Annotated in this window: 17 protein-coding genes; 1 reads left to right on the forward strand and 16 read right to left on the reverse strand. The window is 51.9% G+C overall.

Annotated features, from left to right (window positions below; all coding sequences use genetic code 11):
* Positions 1–4: 4 nt before the first annotated feature.
* The 7 genes from BUA28_RS09120 to BUA28_RS09150 all read right to left on the reverse strand — a co-directional run bounded on the left by BUA28_RS09120 (position 5) and on the right by BUA28_RS09150 (position 7066).
* Positions 5–562: a cytochrome P460 family protein gene (locus BUA28_RS09120; protein WP_072767808.1), complete on the reverse strand. Its 558-nt coding sequence runs from the start codon at positions 560–562 to the stop codon at positions 5–7.
* A gap of 429 nt (positions 563–991) precedes the next feature.
* The gene (locus BUA28_RS09125; protein ID WP_072767809.1) at positions 992–3196 is read right to left on the reverse strand and encodes a M3 family metallopeptidase; all 2205 of its coding nucleotides are present in this window, start codon (positions 3194–3196) and stop codon (positions 992–994) included.
* 72 nt (positions 3197–3268) lie between these two features.
* The gene (locus BUA28_RS09130; protein ID WP_072767810.1) at positions 3269–4543 is read right to left on the reverse strand and encodes a dihydroorotase; all 1275 of its coding nucleotides are present in this window, start codon (positions 4541–4543) and stop codon (positions 3269–3271) included.
* Positions 4544–4548: 5 nt separating this feature from the next.
* The gene (locus BUA28_RS09135) at positions 4549–5496 is read right to left on the reverse strand and encodes an aspartate carbamoyltransferase catalytic subunit (protein ID WP_072767811.1); all 948 of its coding nucleotides are present in this window, start codon (positions 5494–5496) and stop codon (positions 4549–4551) included.
* Positions 5497–5499: 3 nt separating this feature from the next.
* Positions 5500–6009, reverse strand: coding sequence for a bifunctional pyr operon transcriptional regulator/uracil phosphoribosyltransferase PyrR (gene pyrR / locus BUA28_RS09140; protein ID WP_072767857.1), 510 nt, complete (start codon positions 6007–6009; stop codon positions 5500–5502).
* Positions 5996–6439 carry a Holliday junction resolvase RuvX gene (gene ruvX / locus BUA28_RS09145; RefSeq protein ID WP_072767812.1) on the reverse strand — a complete coding sequence of 148 codons (444 nt, stop codon included), beginning with the start codon at positions 6437–6439 and terminating at the stop codon, positions 5996–5998. Before ruvX ends, pyrR begins: the two co-directional genes overlap by 14 nt.
* Before the next feature lie 66 nt (positions 6440–6505).
* Positions 6506–7066 carry a YqgE/AlgH family protein gene (locus BUA28_RS09150; protein ID WP_072767813.1) on the reverse strand — a complete coding sequence of 187 codons (561 nt, stop codon included), beginning with the start codon at positions 7064–7066 and terminating at the stop codon, positions 6506–6508.
* Between the two features lie 407 nt (positions 7067–7473).
* Between BUA28_RS09150 and BUA28_RS09155 the strand changes: the two genes are divergently transcribed.
* Complete coding sequence (locus tag BUA28_RS09155; RefSeq protein WP_072767814.1) at positions 7474–7938, forward strand: sodium:proline symporter; 465 nt, start codon at positions 7474–7476, stop codon at positions 7936–7938.
* On the opposite strand, the gene BUA28_RS09160 is transcribed toward BUA28_RS09155, so the two are convergent.
* From BUA28_RS09160 to BUA28_RS09205, 9 genes are all read right to left on the reverse strand, one after another.
* Positions 7926–8390, reverse strand: a complete 465-nt coding sequence (locus BUA28_RS09160; RefSeq protein ID WP_072767815.1) for a hypothetical protein — start codon at positions 8388–8390, stop codon at positions 7926–7928. The two genes, BUA28_RS09155 and BUA28_RS09160, sit on opposite strands and share 13 nt — an antisense overlap.
* A gap of 351 nt (positions 8391–8741) precedes the next feature.
* On the reverse strand, positions 8742–9230 hold the full coding sequence (locus BUA28_RS09165) for a pilin (RefSeq protein WP_072767816.1): 489 nt from the start codon (positions 9228–9230) through the stop codon (positions 8742–8744).
* A 59-nt stretch (positions 9231–9289) separates the two neighbouring features.
* Complete coding sequence (locus BUA28_RS09170) at positions 9290–9715, reverse strand: universal stress protein (protein WP_072767817.1); 426 nt, start codon at positions 9713–9715, stop codon at positions 9290–9292.
* Positions 9716–9915: 200 nt separating this feature from the next.
* The gene (locus BUA28_RS09175) at positions 9916–10641 is read right to left on the reverse strand and encodes a TerC family protein (protein ID WP_072767818.1); all 726 of its coding nucleotides are present in this window, start codon (positions 10639–10641) and stop codon (positions 9916–9918) included.
* A gap of 96 nt (positions 10642–10737) precedes the next feature.
* A complete protein-coding gene (locus BUA28_RS09180; RefSeq protein WP_072767819.1) occupies positions 10738–11904 on the reverse strand; it encodes a patatin-like phospholipase family protein in 1167 nt (388 codons plus the stop codon).
* 203 nt (positions 11905–12107) lie between these two features.
* Complete coding sequence (gene fumC / locus BUA28_RS09185) at positions 12108–13505, reverse strand: class II fumarate hydratase (RefSeq protein WP_072767820.1); 1398 nt, start codon at positions 13503–13505, stop codon at positions 12108–12110.
* Between the two features lie 267 nt (positions 13506–13772).
* Positions 13773–14051, reverse strand: a complete 279-nt coding sequence (locus tag BUA28_RS09190; RefSeq protein WP_072767821.1) for a hypothetical protein — start codon at positions 14049–14051, stop codon at positions 13773–13775.
* Between the two features lie 296 nt (positions 14052–14347).
* Complete coding sequence (locus tag BUA28_RS15915) at positions 14348–14914, reverse strand: histone (RefSeq protein WP_178297987.1); 567 nt, start codon at positions 14912–14914, stop codon at positions 14348–14350.
* 126 nt (positions 14915–15040) lie between these two features.
* On the reverse strand, positions 15041–16228 hold the full coding sequence (locus BUA28_RS09205; RefSeq protein ID WP_072767823.1) for a ribonucleotide-diphosphate reductase subunit beta: 1188 nt from the start codon (positions 16226–16228) through the stop codon (positions 15041–15043).
* Between the last annotated feature and the right edge of the window lie 26 nt (positions 16229–16254).

Here is a 16254-nt window from a genome sequence, read left to right on the forward strand (position 1 = left end):
ACGACTATTTTACGCGTTTCTGAAAATATTCGTCGTAGCGGAAAATGTAGTCTTTATCCGTGAGCGGTAGATGGCATGCGCGACAGGTTGCCGTATCGTCCGGCGCTTTCGTTTTGGCATCAGCCATGTACATGGAATATACCCAATCGCCGTTTCTGAGTTCCGGAGGCGTCACACTTTCACCCCAGCCCGCGCCCTTGCCCATCACGCCTATTTTTGACAGCTCACCCTTGACAAATTTACCATCCGCGCCCTTCAGAGGGGTACCGTCGGCAGCTTCCCTAACCTTGTAAATCTCCATCACGGAAATGGTCCCATTAGGAAATTCATCACCCATTTTGGCGCTATGTCCGACGGGGTTGATATAGATTTCGCGGACTTGCTTGACGTCGGCTCGCTGCACATCAGATAAAAACTTTGGCCAGCTCTTATAGTCCGCAGGCACGGGCAACTCGCTATCCGAGTATTTTTGAACCTGGGGCGATGGCGGCACCTGCGCACAACCTCCAAACACCATAGCCAGTACCGCAGCCGTAACGACCCCCCATGTAACATGTTTCATCTTTTTTTCTCCTATTGTCCAGCGACGTCAAGAATTCCCATAAGCTGTTTTTACGGGCTGTCCCCGAGCCCGGTTGATCTAGCTGATTTACCTGGCTGAAGGGCTGCAAAATGGATATGTAGCTTGCCCTCCTTCCCGGATTACAAGTCCTTATTGAAGACTTATTAAAGGACAGAAGAGTATGAGTGACTTGCCCGAGTTCTATACTAGCGTTGGAGAGACGTTGTTGCAAGAATAATCGGCTGATCAAAATGAATCGCAAAACCGGCAGGAAACTCGGAACAACAGGAGCCATTTAGCAGATAACGATATCAGAAATGCTTGGCCACCCGTTGTAACTCCTTCAAGTTAGTCCCGCCGCACCCAAATTTCCTCCAGGCTCAAAGATGCCGAATGTTTCTGCGCGGTCGAGCCTTTCCCGTATATTTTTCACGCAGGCGCCATTCCGTGGTGGCGCAACAAGGCATCTATTTTTGGCTCACGCCCGCGGAATGCGATAAATGATTCCAGCGCGGCCCGGCTTCCGCCCACTGCAAGAATTTCATTCCAGAAGCGGGCGCCGGTTTCGGGATTGACTACAACCCCGGAAGGACTTTCTTCAAAAAGACTATACGCATCGGCAGATAACACTTCCGCCCACTTGTAGCTGTAATAGCCGGCAGCGTAGCCTCCACCGAAAATATGTGAAAAGCTATTGGGAAACCGATTGAATTCAGGAGGGATAATTACCGCAACCTGCTTACGGATCTCGTCCAGTAATTGCTGCGCTGTTTTTTCTCCACCGGGGCGGAAATCAGCATGAAGGTGCATATCGAATAGCGCAAATTCTATCTGGCGAAGCATTTGCAAGCCGCTCTGGAAATTCTTCGCTGCCAGCATCTTCTCGAACAAATCGCGCGGAAGAGATTGATCGCTGCTCGCCGGTTCCCGCAATACGGCGTTGACGGAGTCATCCGGGGCGGGAGGCGGAGCAGGGCGCGTTTCCCGCAAGCTGCCGCTTCGCGGCAACGAGTCAACGTGCCTGGTCATGTCACGCAGGACTTCCCATTCCCAGCAGAAATTTTCCATGAACTGGCTGGGTAGTTCCACCGCATCCCATTCCACCCCATGAATGCCCGACACGCCCAAGTCTTCCACCTGCGTAAGCAGATGGTGCAGGCCATGCCCAAATTCATGAAATAGCGTAATCACCTCGTCGTGGGTGAACAAGGCGGGACGAGTTTGTCCATCGAGATGAACGGGTGCAGAGAAATTGCAGTTAAGGTATGCGACCGGTACCTGAATGCTTTCTTCCCCTTGCACTTCACCTCCGCCGATACGGCGGCGGCTGATAGCGTCATCCATCCATCCTCCGCCTCGCTTGCCTGGGCGCGCGTAGAGGTCAAGATAAAAACGGCCGATCAGATTTCCCTGAACACCCATGATATTGAAAAGCTTTACATCGGCGTGCCAGAGCTGAATGTCGGCAGCCTTTAGCTGGGCAATGGTAATGCCATAAAGATGCTCGACCACTTTGAACATGCCCGGTAGCACGCTGGTTTCAGGAAAATACTGCTTCACCTCCTGCTCAGAGAATGCATAACGGTCGAGGCGCAGTTTTTCGCTTACATAAGCCAGATCCCATGCTTCGACATTTTGCAATCCCATTTTTTCAGCGGAAAATTGACGTAATTCCTTGAGGTCGCGCTCGGCGTAGGGCCTCGCCTTGGCTGCGAGTTCACTCAAGAAATCCAGTACCTGTTTTGGGGTTGAGGCCATTTTGGTCGCAAGCGAGACTTCGGCATAGCAATCGAATCCCAGCAGCTGCGCCTCTTCCTTGCGCAGTTCAAGCATTTTCGCAATAAGCGGCGTGTTATCCAGATTGGCAGCGTTTTCAGCTTGCGGAGCCGGTGATCTTATCTCGCTGGCGCGAGTAGAATAAGCACGATACATCGTTTCGCGCAGCGCCCGGTTGTCGGCATACTGCATGATGGGCATATATGATGGGGCGTGCAGCGTAAATTTCCAACCCGGGGCATTATCTTTTTCCGCGATTTCCCGCGCCGCTTGCACTGCATCGTCGGGAATGCCGGAAAGCTCATCCGCGCTTTGTACATGCAATACAAAACTATTAGTGGAATCCAGCAGGTTATCATTGAATCTGGAACCCAGCGCCGACAGCTCTTCCTGAATTTGGAGAAATCGCTTTTTCTTCTCAGGCGGTAGCTCTGCCCCACCCAAGCGGAAGTCCCGTAAGTCGTTTTCGATTATCTTCTTTCGAGCTTGATTCATGCTCTCGAACTCCCGGCTGTTGCGGAGTTGTTTGAATTTCTCAAAGAGGACGGGGTCTTGCGCCAACTCCGCATAATATTGCGTGACCAATGGCAGGTTGGCGTTGTAGGTCTCGCGCAACTCCGGCGTATTCGCCACCGCATTCAAGTGTGATACCTGCCCCCAAGCTCGAGACAGGCGCTCATTGGCGTCTGTTATGGGTTGCACGAAATTCTGCCAGGTCGGCATGGCATTGTCATCACGTATCCGGTCAATAGTGTTGCGGCCATCGGCCAGCAACTGTTTTACCGCCGGGGTGATATGTTCGATTCGAATATCCGCAAAGCGCGGCAGTCCGGAAAAATCAAGCAGAGGATTCATCATATTGTCGAGAAATCAGTTCAGTTGCAGAGATACGAAAATGACAACGCATGGTTGTGGCGCAACTTTCAAACCTCAACCTTCGTGCACGATGTTACCGTTGATCAGGGTGTATTTTACTCTGCCTGGCAGTTCCATACCGAGAAATGGGGTGTTCTTTCCCTGGCTTTTCAGCGCAGTTGCTTCTACCTTCCAGTATTGTTCGGGGTCGAAAATGCACAAATCGGCGGTAGCGCCAAGAGACAGGTAACCGGCTTCCACACCCAGTATACGGGCGGGTTCCGCGGTGATTTTCGCCAACACCTGGGCCAGAGGAGCTTTTTTTTCAGCCCCCCATTTCAAAGCCAGCGGCAACAGCAATTCCATGCCTGTGGCGCCGGCCTCGGCCTCGGCGAAAGGTAGCAATTTGTGATCTTCATCCACTGGCGCGTGATCCGAACATATCGCATCTATCGTGCCGTCGAGAAGGCCGGCTCGTAGCGCGTCACGATCTCCTAAAGCCCGTAGCGGTGGAATGAGATGACAATTCGAATTGAAGAAACCGATATCCATTTCGGAAAGATGTATATGGTTAGCCGATACATCGCAGGTAATGGGCAGGCCTTGCTGCCGGGCCGCGCGAATCATGGCGACGCCTTCCGCGCTGGAGATACGGCATAGATGAACCCTGGCGCCCGTTTCCCTCGTCATCAAAATAATATTCGCCAACGCTACGGTTTCCGCGCAAACAGGAACCGGGGGCAAGCCCAATCGCGTCGCCACTTCGCCGTCATGCGCCACGCCACCGTCGGCAAGATTCATGTCCTGGGGACGGAGCCAAACCACGAAGCCGAAGGTAGAAGCATATTGCATGGCTTGCATCATCACACGTATGTTCGGAAGCGGCATATTCGACTGGCCGAAAGCGACGCATCCGGCATCACGTAATTCAGCCATTTCCGTCAGCCGTTCACCTTTCAAACCTTGAGTAAGTGCTCCGACAGGATAAACATGAGCCTGATTGAGACTTCTGGCGCGATGCTTCAGCATTTCCACCAACCCCGGTTCATCCAGTACGGGATCAGTATCGGGAGGGCAGGCCAGGCTGGTGATACCTCCGGCTACCGCTGCAGCCATTTCGGATTCGAGGGTGGCTTTATATTCGAAACCCGGCTCGCGCAATCTGGCCGATAAATCCACCAGGCCGGGGCACACTATCATGTTGCTGGCATCTATTTCCCGGTTGGCATGAAAACCATGCGGGCTTTCACCCAGGCCGACGATTTTGCCTGCCGCAATGAACACGTCCATGATAGCGTCAGTTCCGCTCCTCGGGTCTATGATACGACCGCTCCTGATGATCTTTTTCATCTCTTTCAATTGCCTGCCAAAATCGACATTACCGCCATCCGTACTGCGATGCCGAATGTCACTTGCGGCAGAATTACCGATTGCTTGCCGTCGGCAACTGCGGAGTCAATTTCGACGCCCCGATTCATCGGGCCGGGGTGTAAAACAATAGCATCACGCTTGGCCAGCGCCAGCCTCTCTTGAGTGAGTCCATAATACTTGAAGTATTCTTCAGTGCTGGGGAGACGGGCACTCAGCATGCGCTCGCTTTGCAGGCGCAACATCATCAGCACGTCTACATCTTTTAGCCCGTGCTCCATTTCGTGATAAACATGTACGCCGAGACGTTCAACCTTTGAAGGGAGCAGGGTTTTTGGTGCAATGACCCGTACTTCCGGCACACCTAGTGTCGTAAGCGCATGAATTTGAGAGCGCGCAACGCGCGAGTGCAAAATATCGCCGACTATCGCTACTCGAAGATTGCGAAAATCGGGTTTGTAACGGCGAATGGTGAATACATCGAGCAACCCCTGTGTAGGATGCGCGTGTCGGCCGTCTCCGGCATTGATGACATGAATCTCGGGCCGGACATGGCGGGCGATCAGGTGCGCCGCTCCGCTTTGCGAGTGCCGCACCACGAACATGTCTGCGTGCATCGCGGAGAGATTATTCACCGTATCCAGCAGCGTTTCACCTTTGGATTGCGAGGAAACGGCAATGTTGAGATTGACGACATCGGCAGACAAGCGTTTGGCCGCGATTTCAAAGGTAGTGCGAGTGCGTGTACTGGGTTCGAAGAATAAATTGAATATGGATTTACCGCGTAGCAAGGGCACTTTCTTGACATCGCGCTCCGTAACCCCGACGAAAGACTCGGCGGTATCGAGGATATTCAGCAGAATAGCGGCGGACAATCCCTCAGTGGTAAGCAGGTGCTGCAATTCGCCGTTCTTGTTCAGTTGCGGATTATTCACGGGTTATTCATTATCCCGGCGTTTGTCGTACAGGCTCAGGCTCAATTTTCCGTTGTCGGATTTTTCGAGCGCGAGCATTTTATCCGAAGGCAAGTCAAGCGTTGCTCCAACATACTGGGCGACGATGGGGAGCTCTCTACCTCCCCGGTCTACTAAGGCAGCGAGGCGGACGCTTGCTGGTCTGCCATAATCAAATAATTCATTGATAGCGGCGCGTATGGTGCGCCCGGTATAGAGCACGTCATCTATTAAAATTATATGACTGCCTTCCACCTTGAATGGAATGTCTGAGGGCTTAACCTGAGGATGTAGGCCAATCTGGTCAAAGTCGTCCCGATAGAACGAAACATCCAGCGCACCCAAGGGAAGCGAAAGCTTCAAATCCTGGTGCAGCCGTTGCGACAGCCATACCCCTCCCGTGTGGATTCCGACAAGCGCGGTGGTTGTTTCGACATCGGGCCGTATTCTTCCGGTGAGCTCGGCCAGCAATTGTTCTGCATTAGGTAATTGCATTTCGTCCATCAAAATAGGTTTGCAATATCAGCTGAGCGGCTATCTGATCCAATAGCGGTTTTTGCTTCTTTTTATTTACACCTGCTTCCCGCAGCGCTGCGCCGGCCTCAATTGAAGTATAGCGCTCATCTACCAGTACCGTCCTGATGCCAAAACGGCCTTCAAGGCGGCGCGCGAAACGACGGCTCCGCCGGGTGAATTCATGTTCCGAACCATCTGCATGAGTTGGCAAACCCACTGCCAACAGCGCTGGATGCCACTCATTAATTAGCTGAGCGATGCTTTCAAAGCATTCCGCTGTATTCTTGTTGCTTACGGTAGCAAGCGGATGCGCTAAAGCCAGCTCAAGATTACCCACCGCCACACCGATGCGCCTCTCGCCAAAATCAAAAGCCAAAATCGTCCCAATAAGGTGGGTTTCAATATTCATGGTCGGGAGTCGCCGGACAAGCCCGCTTGCCGTCGTGGAGCATTGCCGATGAATAGAATGCTGTTATTAAGAATGCCCCACTTCATCCGAAAGGCTTGATAAATCGACGCCAAGCAGACGCATCGCCGCCGTCAAACGCTCCTCAGCCGGCAACTCGAAGATGATATTTGGTGACGCGGGCACGGTGAGCCATGTATTCTGGGATAATTCATGCTCTATCTGCCCCGGCGCCCATCCCGAATACCCCAATGCAACGAGTAATTCTTTTGGGCTTTCTCCGCTTGCTATCGCTCGTAAAATATCCAGTGAGGTGGTGAGCCCAACCTTATCATGTACTACCATTGTGGATTGCCAGTCACCGACAGGTTGATGCAGTACGAAGCCGCGATCCAGTTGTATCGGTCCGCCAAACATGATTGGCAACCCTCCTACAGCCTGATCATCGGAAGAAATATCCAATTGATCCAGCAGGTCCTTAAGAGTAAGGTCAATGGGCCGATTAACCACCAGGCCCAAGGCGCCCTGATCACTATGTTCACAGATATATGTTAGCGTCTTGGAAAAGAAGGGGTCTGCCAAGGCGGGCATGGCGATCAAAAAATGATGGGTCAAGTTGACGCTTTGCATGGATAGGCTGATTGCATCCTGCTATGAGATATCTCTAGAGTCTGAATTTGCCAGCACCTGATCCAGGGACTGCCGGCTTTCCCGTTTAGTTGCAGCCAGGTTCATTTTTCACGAGTATTCGGATAACAATATAATTATTATCCGCCGGCATTTCGCGCCTGTGCCTACAAAGCGGCTTTGCTATCATTGTAGAACGAATTCGTTTTCAGTAGTACGTTTTGAAGAAATCGAAGCTGCGCCGACCCATGAACCCGCCCCATCAGCAGCAGCGTCTCCCCCGGCATTTGTCTTCCAATGGGGGGCGCAAGCCCCGGAGATTTCAGTTGGGCGTATGACATAAATAATGGGAGTTCGAAGGATGTGAGCGAGGATATGAGCGGTAAAAGCCTGATTTTTTTTTGCGACGTATGCCGTTGAACTGGAGGCCGGCGATCAGTTCCGGCATTGTCGCGGGAGTGGTTGCGACGGGAGCCCAGATTTCCCTGTGGCTGGTGTTCACGGATGCGTTGCCGGGCATCTTTTATAGAGATGCGCGTTTCACCGCGGCTATCCTCCTGGGGCAAGGCGTTCTACCGCCCCCGGCCACGCTCGACTGGAAAGTGATGATAATCGCGACCGTTATTCACTTTGCGATTTCCATTGTTTACAGCCTGATTCTGGCCCTTTTGCTTTCCCGCATCGGAATGATGCTTTCCCTGCTCGCGGGTTCTATCTACGGGTTGATGATATATACAGTAAACATGTATGGCGTGACGGCCATTTTCCCTTGGTTTTCAGAGGCGCGCGACTGGATCACAGTGGTGACACACGTCGTGTTTGGAATTTCTCTGGCTGGTACGTACAAGGTCTTATCGAGAGCTCACTTCCCATAACGCAAGAGTTTGGAAACAAGCGTGTGAAAAGTTTTTTTTGGGTTCGGCCCCTGATTGTCTCTCTCCGCTGCGGTACATTTCTCGTCGGTCACCTCGGACCGGCAAAACTGGCAGTAGTTTTCCCAATCCCTGTTGTACGCTGGTATCTCCTCCTGGCGGATATTGGGCTTAAAGTCATCAATAATTTCCTGCATTACCGGTAATCTGGCGCAAAGATAAGTATCTATGCTTTTAGGCCAGTTGACAGGCTCGGGATACAGGCCGGAAAGGGTATGCAGAATTGCTGAACGGAATTCCTCGGCGGCCTCATTCCGGCGTTTCCGGTAATATAGTTCATAAATCCCCGCAACAACGGTCGCGGCAGCCAGCAGAACCAGGGGCCACATGGGGACTTGATTAAAGTATGCTGCTATCTGGTCATACGGTGCAATAGTGTCGTTACCTTCATTCATATATTCTTTCCGGTTATCTTGTCCTGCTATAAAAATATTCGAGCGGGCATAGCGCTGGGGGATACATACAATAAGCTGAGCTGCAACAGGATTTCAATCCTGTTATCCTGTTTAGCGGGAGTACTTGAAGATTATAAGCTTTAGGTCGTCGCGGTCAATTGCCCATCACGAATTCAGCGATTTCGGATAATCCACATCCCCCTTTACGGAGAGGGTCCATTGCCGAGCTGCGGTAGCTCACCTGCTATCGTACCGATTAACCATTCGCATAAGAATCAACATCATTTTATAGCCCACCGATATCCCGTAATCGAATAGCGTCCATGCGCCAGGTTAATATTTACCTGGGCGCTATTTGCAAGATGGGGGACGATGCTGAGGTAGTACGCTCCCTGCTGTCAGCCCGGGCACGCCGGCAGCGGGGTGAGTGTTGTCGTTGCAAATCCATTTTACGCCATCGGTGGTTGCTAAAACCAGCGTTCTGCCCACATTATCCTTCAAGAGCTCAGGGCTCACCCCATTATTTTTAAATGTTGCCGTTACCTGAAATCCGGAAGCCAGGGTCGCAGACGTTAGGCCTGCGACATACTTTCCGGCCTGTGTTTTCACAAGAGTATCGAACTCCGATTTTGTAGGCCATCTACCGTTATCCGAATAAAACGCGGAAACAGGTGCCTTTACGCTATCCAGAAGATCAACCGCTTCAGTAACTTGAGCCCGAGCCTGGGAATCCTGATAAAGCAGATATGCAGGCGGGATCGCTACGGTTACTAAAATGCCAGTAATCGCGAACACCATCATCAATTCGATCAAGGTCAAGCCCTTCCGATCCAGCGCCATCCTGATAAAGCTCCTTTGGTTAGAACTCGTGCCATATCCAGTGCTTTTCATCCCATTCGTCATTTAATAAGTAGCACTGGTATTGTTGATAGTTGAATAACCTTGCTGGCTACCGAACCCAGCAAGATCCCCTTGACCGCCCCCAATCCCCGCGGCCCGATGATGATTTGATTGCAGTTTAATTCCTTCGCATAACGCAAAATCATATCCGGCGGAGTTCCTACCGTGATATGAAGCTTGTAGCCGATGCCCGCGCGATCCAGTAATTCACGTGCTGCCCGCAGCTCTTTCATCCCTTCTTCCTGCTGATACAGTTCAATACTCTCCTTGTCTATAAACAGAGGTACATTCCCGCGCTGTGGGAATTGCACGTTTAACAAATGGATTTCCGGTTTTTCCTTGTACCAATCAATAAGGGTGATAAATTCAGCAATTGCTCTATCAGAAGCGTCCGAACCATCCACCGGTAACAAGAATTTCAACATATGTTCTCTCCACCAAAACGACGGTTATCCAGCAGCCTCGGACTTAAATGAAATCGCCTGCAACAGCGTCTGGCTGGTTCATATTTCGCTGCTTTTTCGACCAATAGAATAACTATTGGCCTTCAAAATTCTCAAAATCTGCCCTCACCCGATCACTTTTTCGCTGCCATTCTTCAGGCCCGACAGGCTTCTAGCGGCAACTATAGCGGTTTGTTCACATCATCCACCAGATCCACAACGGCCGCACTTTTTGCCTGGGCTCGCGCCGCAAGCCATTTACCGGTTACCACAACCAGCAATGCGCCACAAGCGGGGGCAAGCCAGTGCAGATAAGCCGCGTTCGTATTCACCCATTCCTTGCTGACCGCGTCGGTAATGCTCATGTCTCCCGCGATCCACCCCAGCAAGCCGGCACCAATGGCGATGGTGACAGGAAAACGATCCATCAGCTTCATCACCAGCTTGCTACCCATAACAATGATGGGCACGCTCACCAGCAACCCGAAAACAACCAGGCCGATACTGTCCTTGGCTGCGCCGGCAATTGCAATGACGTTATCGAGGCTCATCACCGCGTCGGCGATAATGATAGTCCTGATCGCCCCAAATAGCGTTGTGCTGGCATCAACTTTATGCCCGTTGTCGTGCGGCTCAGGTTGAAGCAGCTTGGTGCCAATCCATAATAGCAACAGCGCGGCTAAAATCTTCAGGAATGGAACCGCCAGCAAATTGAGGGCAAAGAAAACCAGCACAACCCTCAGCCCGATCGCACCGAGTACCCCCCAAAAAATCCCGAGATTTCGCTGCTTCTCAGGCAATCGTCGGCATGCAAGCGCGATGACGACCGCATTATCACCGCCCAGGACGATATCGATGGCGATGATTTGGAGTACCGCGACCCAGAATTGCGGACTGGCGAAGTCCATAAATAATCTCTGAAAATTAGGTGGCTACGTAAACTTGGGCAAGAAGATATAGTCCTCCTTGAATGGGCCGTTACCGCAATTATACCAGCGTCTCGCTCACTCGCTCTCAGCGTGAATGAATTGAAGAATTTCCGATCTGCGCGGCACGGTGTCCTGATATCCCAGTTCAATTAGTGCACGGCAAAAGGGTTCTTCAAACAAAACATAGCTCAGCAGTGCCGAGCCGTCTCGCCGCATCGCGCCGATGTTACGAAAAAAAAGCCGTACGGTACGCGGTAGCGCGTGCGCGTGCTGTTCGGCGATTTTATTGATTTCCACGCTGGGAGAAATTACCATCGATTTGATCTGGCGTAGCGGCATGCCGTTATTTTTCAGATTCTCATCCGGGATCATCCCGATAATATTGTTGATACGCTGCAGGCGCTCAAGGTCAACGTAAAGACTGTCGAGAAAAAGGCTGCCCATAACATGGCCTCCTATCTGCGCCAAAGTAGGGTAGCTGTCGATTGTGGCGCGCTCGGGTTGCGCTTCGACAGCCTTGCGTACGCCTATTACGAGCACCCGTTCCGCGCCCAGATGCAGCGCTGGACTGATGGGCGCGAGCTGGCGCATGGACCCATCGCCGAAATATTCGCGATTGAGCCGCATTGCTGGAAAAAGAATAGGAATAGCGGAGGAGGCCATCAGATGCTCAACCCCGATACGTGCCGATATGCCGATGCGGCGTTCCCGTTTCCAGGGTGCTATACCGTCAACGCCCTCATAGAACGTAACCGACTGGCCGGAAGTATAGCCCCATGCGGTGATGCCCAGCGCATGCAAAGCACCTGCTTCGATGCTTCTCTGAATGCCATGAAGCGGCAAGCTGTATTCCAGTAATTGAGCGAGCGGCGAATTGTCCAGCAAAGAGACTACGCTACGCTTTCTTAAGCGACCGAGCAGTAGCGAAGCCAACCAGCGTGCCGCGTTTCCATATACGCCGATGGGATCGGAACGATAGGCCTGGCTGACACGGGCATTCTCCCACACCGCAGACAGATCGCGCACCCCCTCGTGAAAATTCCGGGCAGAAACTGCGAGACTTGCGGCATTGAATGCCCCGGCGGAAGTACCGCAAATCACAGGAAAGGGATTGCGTGTCCTCTTCGGCAACATCTCGGCGATGGCTCGCAATACGCCCACCTGGTAGGCTGCGCGCGCGCCACCGCCAGTCAGCACAAGACCGACCTTAGGCGGTGCAGTTGATGGCTGTATCAAACTCATTCGCCAGCAGCCAAATCTGCTCCTGTCTTTGATGCCTCATGCAAGATTGCCGTAGCAAACATTCCGGTAGTCGCCAGCCTGCACAGCAAACGTAACTTCAGGAATCCCGCGCAATTTCATGACATTTCGATGTAGATCCGGATTTTGCATTCATGCCGGCGCTGGCCCTGATTTTGGTCGCCTTGAAAATTCAGGGGCAGTAATTAATTCCGCCTGCCTGTCCCTATCATATCCTCCGGCCTTATCCAGCCATCAAATTGCTCGGCTGTAACATGACCCGAGGCAATTGCCGCTTCTCTCAGCGTCGTATCTTCACGATGCGCTTTCTTGGCAATTTCTGCTGCGACATCATAGCCGATGTGGGGCGTGAGCGCTGTCACAAGCATCAGCGAATTATGCAACAACTCATCAATACGTTCGATATTGGCCGATATGCCTGCCGCGCAATGGTCGTTGAAACTCGTCATGCCGTCCGCAAGCAGGCGTATGCTTTGCAGGAAGTTATGGATGATAAGCGGCTTCATGACATTCAGCTCAAAATTCCCCATTGAGCCGCCAAAATTAATCGCTACGTCGTTACCCATCACTTGGCAACAAATCATGATCATCGCTTCCGATTGAGTTGGATTGACCTTTCCCGGCATAATGGAGCTGCCCGGTTCATTTTCGGGGATTTTTAATTCCCCGATACCACAACGAGGGCCGGAAGCGAGCCAACGGATATCATTTGCGATTTTCATCAATGACGCCGCCAGCGTCTTCAGTGCCCCATGGGCATGAACGAGCGCATCATTAGCGGCGAGCGCCTCAAATTTATTGGGCGCCGTGACAAACGGCAGATTCGTCAGCCTTGCCAATTCCGCTGCTGTACGGACGGCAAATTCAGGATGGGTGTTCAGGCCGGTTCCCACCGCAGTGCCACCCAAGGCCAGTTCATGCAAATGTGGAAGCGATGCGTTCACATGCACCAGTCCGTGATCCAACTGGGAAACATAACCCGAGAACTCCTGCCCCAGCGTCAGGGGGGTCGCATCCTGCAGATGCGTGCGGCCGATTTTGACAATATCGGAAAATTCCTCCGCCTTGTCCGCCAAAGTCCGCCTCAGCGCAACAATGGCGGGTATCAATTGTTGATCGATCGAACGTACCGCTGCCACATGCATCGCCGAAGGAAACACGTCGTTGGACGATTGGCCCTTGTTCACGTCGTCGTTGGGATGGATTTTGCATTCGACCCCGCGTCCGCCGCCGAGCAATTCGGAAGCACGGTTCGCCAGTACCTCATTCATGTTCATGTTGGTCTGGGTACCGGAGCCCGTTTGCCATACCACAAGCGGAAATTCCGCATCATGGCGGCCTGAAGTTACCTCATCCGCAGCCTGCGTAATGGCAGCGGCGACATTGGCATCCAGCAGACCTAAATCGCGATTGACGCTGGCTGCTGCACGCTTCACCAGCGCAAGGGCGTGAAGCAGTGCAAATGGGATGCGTTCGAAGGAAATTCTGAAGTTCTGCAGGGAACGTTGCGTCTGCGCGCCCCACAGCGCGTTGGCAGGCACCTGCATCATGCCCATGCTGTCGCGTTCTTCGCGGTAACTCATGCAGACCTTCGGCTAGATGGATAGATGAGGCAGTTCTGAATGCGTGGCCAGAACGGAAGCCGGAGTTACCGATCGATTCGGTACCAGAGAATAAAGCGCAGTGTTGTGAAATCGCACAGCAGGCGGTTGAGATTGGTTTTCAGGCCCCTTCCCGGGATTCCACATCACGAGTGCCCAGGCTGGCCGAAGCGATGGGTTTGTTTCCAGACCTCCGGCGAGCTCATGCCGGGCCAGCAGATTAAATCTGCAAAACCAAAACCGCACTGATCAATTTTCAAGACGGAATGAAACTTCACCAGGCTGGCCGGTTTCAGGATCAATCCAGTCGGATATTCCAATCTCTTCCTCCGCCTGCTCCAGAGTTTCCCCAGGTTCATAATCGGATTCCGCGTTGTATTCCATATCCTGCTTGGCTTCGAGTAGTGTCGGAAACGGACCGAAAATCTTGTCGCTCTCCTTCTCATCATGCCAATAAAAACCATCGGGACGTTCGACAATACGCTTGGTGTCGTAATCGCGTGACGCTGGTGGAATTTTATAACCCATGACTACCTCCACTAGGATTTACAGGTTGAACTGGCTTTAATCTTAACCTCGTCTGCAAAATTTTACCAGTGTAAATAATCCATGCAGAGAAAAGACAATGATTATTGATGGTTTGGTTGCGCGGCCGCACGTATTGGAAGAGGAAGCCGCTTTCGATCGACAGAAAGAGCAACCCGTTTTCGGTGTTTCAATTGTGAGAATTATTAAAAAGAGAAGGCAAGCGTTTATATCTATGGTTGCCGGACCGGCTTATCACTTCTCCGGTAGCAGCCTGATCCGCAATGCCAACCCTAGGCTCAGGAGTTTGATCTTGAAAGAGGAAATGGCCAGCTTGAAGCTGGGCTGTTGGCTTTAGCTGATTTAGCCGCTTTTTTTTTGCCGGTTGCTTTCTTCGTCTTTTTCTCCGTCCTGGTTTTAGTCGAAGCCGTCTTCCCTTCGGATTTTTTCGCGCTGGCTTTTTTGCCTGGAGAGGCTGTCTTGTCCGAGGTATCTTTCTTTACTGCCGACTTGCTGGCTGAGTCGGAAGGTTTCTTTTCAGCCTTTTTTTCGGCCTTTTTCTTGGCTTTTTTCTCGGTCTTTTTCTCTGCTGGTTCCTCGACCGCTTTCTTGGACGCTTTTTTAACCGGTTTTGGGGCTGCCGTTTTTTCTTTTTTTTCTTGCTTGGCCGAGGTCGTTGTGGAAGCGGTCGCTTTTGCTACAGGTTTCTTGATTGAAGCAGCGTTTTTGCTCCCGGCCTTCTCGGCTGGTTCCTCCGCTGCTGTTGTTTTTTTGGTTGGCGCTTTTTTGCTGGTTGCGGGCTTTTTCACAGTCGCGGATTTCGTCACGGCAGGTTTCTTTGCCGGGGATTTCTTGGTAGTCGCCATTTCAACCTCCAGGTAAGATTACTCAGGGTTTACAGCATGTCACACATACTACACCTACCGCTACACGTAGATTCACAGTATTACCGGTAGTACTGTGAATCAAGCATACTGATCGGTTTTCTCAATTCAGTCCCAGTTTAGCGCGCCCCCGGTCTGGTATTCTGTAACGCGGGTTTCAAAAAAGTTTTTTTCCTTTTTCAGGTCGATCATTTCCGACATCCAGGGAAAAGGATTGCTGGCGCCCGGATAGAGAATATCCAGACCGATCTGCTGGCAGCGGCGATTGGCGATATAGCGCAAGTATTCCTTGAACATCGGCGCATTCAATCCCAGGACACCACGCGGCAATGTATCCTCTGCATAACGGTACTCCAGTTCCACCGCTTTCTGCATGAGCGCGCTGATTTCATCACGGAACGCTTTGGTCCATAAATGCGGATTTTCCATTTTGACCTGATTAACGACATCTATGCCGAAATTGCAGTGCATGGATTCGTCCCGCAGAATATATTGATACTGTTCCGCTGCACCCGTCATCTTACTATTCCTGCCGAGCGCCAGAATTTGTACGAAACCCACGTAAAAGAACAGCCCTTCCATGATGCAGGCGAATACGATCAGGCTCCTCAACAACTTCTGATCGGCTTCAGGTGTGCCGGTCTCGAATGCCGGATCAGTGAGTGTGTCGATGAATGGAATCAGAAACTCGTCTTTTTCCCGAATTGACGCCACTTCATGATAGGCGTTGAAAATCTCCCCCTCGTCCAGACCCAACGATTCGACAATATACTGATAAGCATGCGTATGGATCGCTTCTTCAAATGCCTGGCGCAACAGATACTGGCGGCATTCCGGGTTGGTGATGTGGCGGTAGGTGCCGAGTACGATATTGTTGGCAGCCAGCGAATCAGCGGTAACAAAAAAACCCAGGTTCCGTTTGATCAGGCGACGTTCATCCTCGGTCAGTCCATTGGGGTCTTTCCATAAGGCGATGTCTGCGCTCATGTTGATTTCCTGCGGCATCCAATGGTTGGCGCAGGCGGAAAGATACTTCTCCCATGCCCACTTGTACTTGAACGGCACCAGTTGATTGACATCCGCCTTGCAATTGATGATGCGCTTGTCTTCGACCGACAGGCGCCGATTTATATCGGCGGCAGGCCTGCCAATATTTTCGCCATTCTGCGCTTCAATCCCATTTGAACCAGCATCTTGCAGGCTCAGCCTGGATGCAGCCAGCACTTTTGCGTCGCTCGATGCACCATTTATTCGTGGCATTCCCGATTGCACTGTGTCGTCCTCAAATGTCAGCATATCCTTCTCCTTTTATTTTCCAATTC

The organism is Nitrosospira sp. Nsp11 (genome assembly GCF_900142705.1).
Taxonomy (GTDB): Bacteria; Pseudomonadota; Gammaproteobacteria; order Burkholderiales; family Nitrosomonadaceae; genus Nitrosospira.

Coding starts and splice junctions, on each gene's coding strand:
- BUA28_RS09125 (WP_072767809.1), bottom strand. CDS start 3,196: ATGATGAATCCTCTGCTTGATTTTTCCGGACTGCCGCGCTTTGCGGAT.
- BUA28_RS09190 (WP_072767821.1), bottom strand. CDS start 14,051: ATGGGTTATAAAATTCCACCAGCGTCACGCGATTACGACACCAAGCGT.
- BUA28_RS09165 (WP_072767816.1), bottom strand. CDS start 9,230: ATGGCGCTGGATCGGAAGGGCTTGACCTTGATCGAATTGATGATGGTG.
- BUA28_RS09155 (WP_072767814.1), top strand. CDS start 7,474: ATGCCGTTGAACTGGAGGCCGGCGATCAGTTCCGGCATTGTCGCGGGA.
- BUA28_RS09120 (WP_072767808.1), bottom strand. CDS start 562: ATGAAACATGTTACATGGGGGGTCGTTACGGCTGCGGTACTGGCTATG.
- BUA28_RS09180 (WP_072767819.1), bottom strand. CDS start 11,904: ATGAGTTTGATACAGCCATCAACTGCACCGCCTAAGGTCGGTCTTGTG.
- ruvX (WP_072767812.1), bottom strand. CDS start 6,439: ATGAATATTGAAACCCACCTTATTGGGACGATTTTGGCTTTTGATTTT.
- BUA28_RS09150 (WP_072767813.1), bottom strand. CDS start 7,066: ATGCAAAGCGTCAACTTGACCCATCATTTTTTGATCGCCATGCCCGCC.
- BUA28_RS09175 (WP_072767818.1), bottom strand. CDS start 10,641: ATGGACTTCGCCAGTCCGCAATTCTGGGTCGCGGTACTCCAAATCATC.
- BUA28_RS09130 (WP_072767810.1), bottom strand. CDS start 4,543: ATGAAAAAGATCATCAGGAGCGGTCGTATCATAGACCCGAGGAGCGGA.
- pyrR (WP_072767857.1), bottom strand. CDS start 6,009: ATGCAATTACCTAATGCAGAACAATTGCTGGCCGAGCTCACCGGAAGA.
- BUA28_RS09170 (WP_072767817.1), bottom strand. CDS start 9,715: ATGTTGAAATTCTTGTTACCGGTGGATGGTTCGGACGCTTCTGATAGA.
- BUA28_RS09205 (WP_072767823.1), bottom strand. CDS start 16,228: ATGCTGACATTTGAGGACGACACAGTGCAATCGGGAATGCCACGAATA.
- BUA28_RS15915 (WP_178297987.1), bottom strand. CDS start 14,914: ATGGCGACTACCAAGAAATCCCCGGCAAAGAAACCTGCCGTGACGAAA.
- fumC (WP_072767820.1), bottom strand. CDS start 13,505: ATGAGTTACCGCGAAGAACGCGACAGCATGGGCATGATGCAGGTGCCT.
- BUA28_RS09160 (WP_072767815.1), bottom strand. CDS start 8,390: ATGAATGAAGGTAACGACACTATTGCACCGTATGACCAGATAGCAGCA.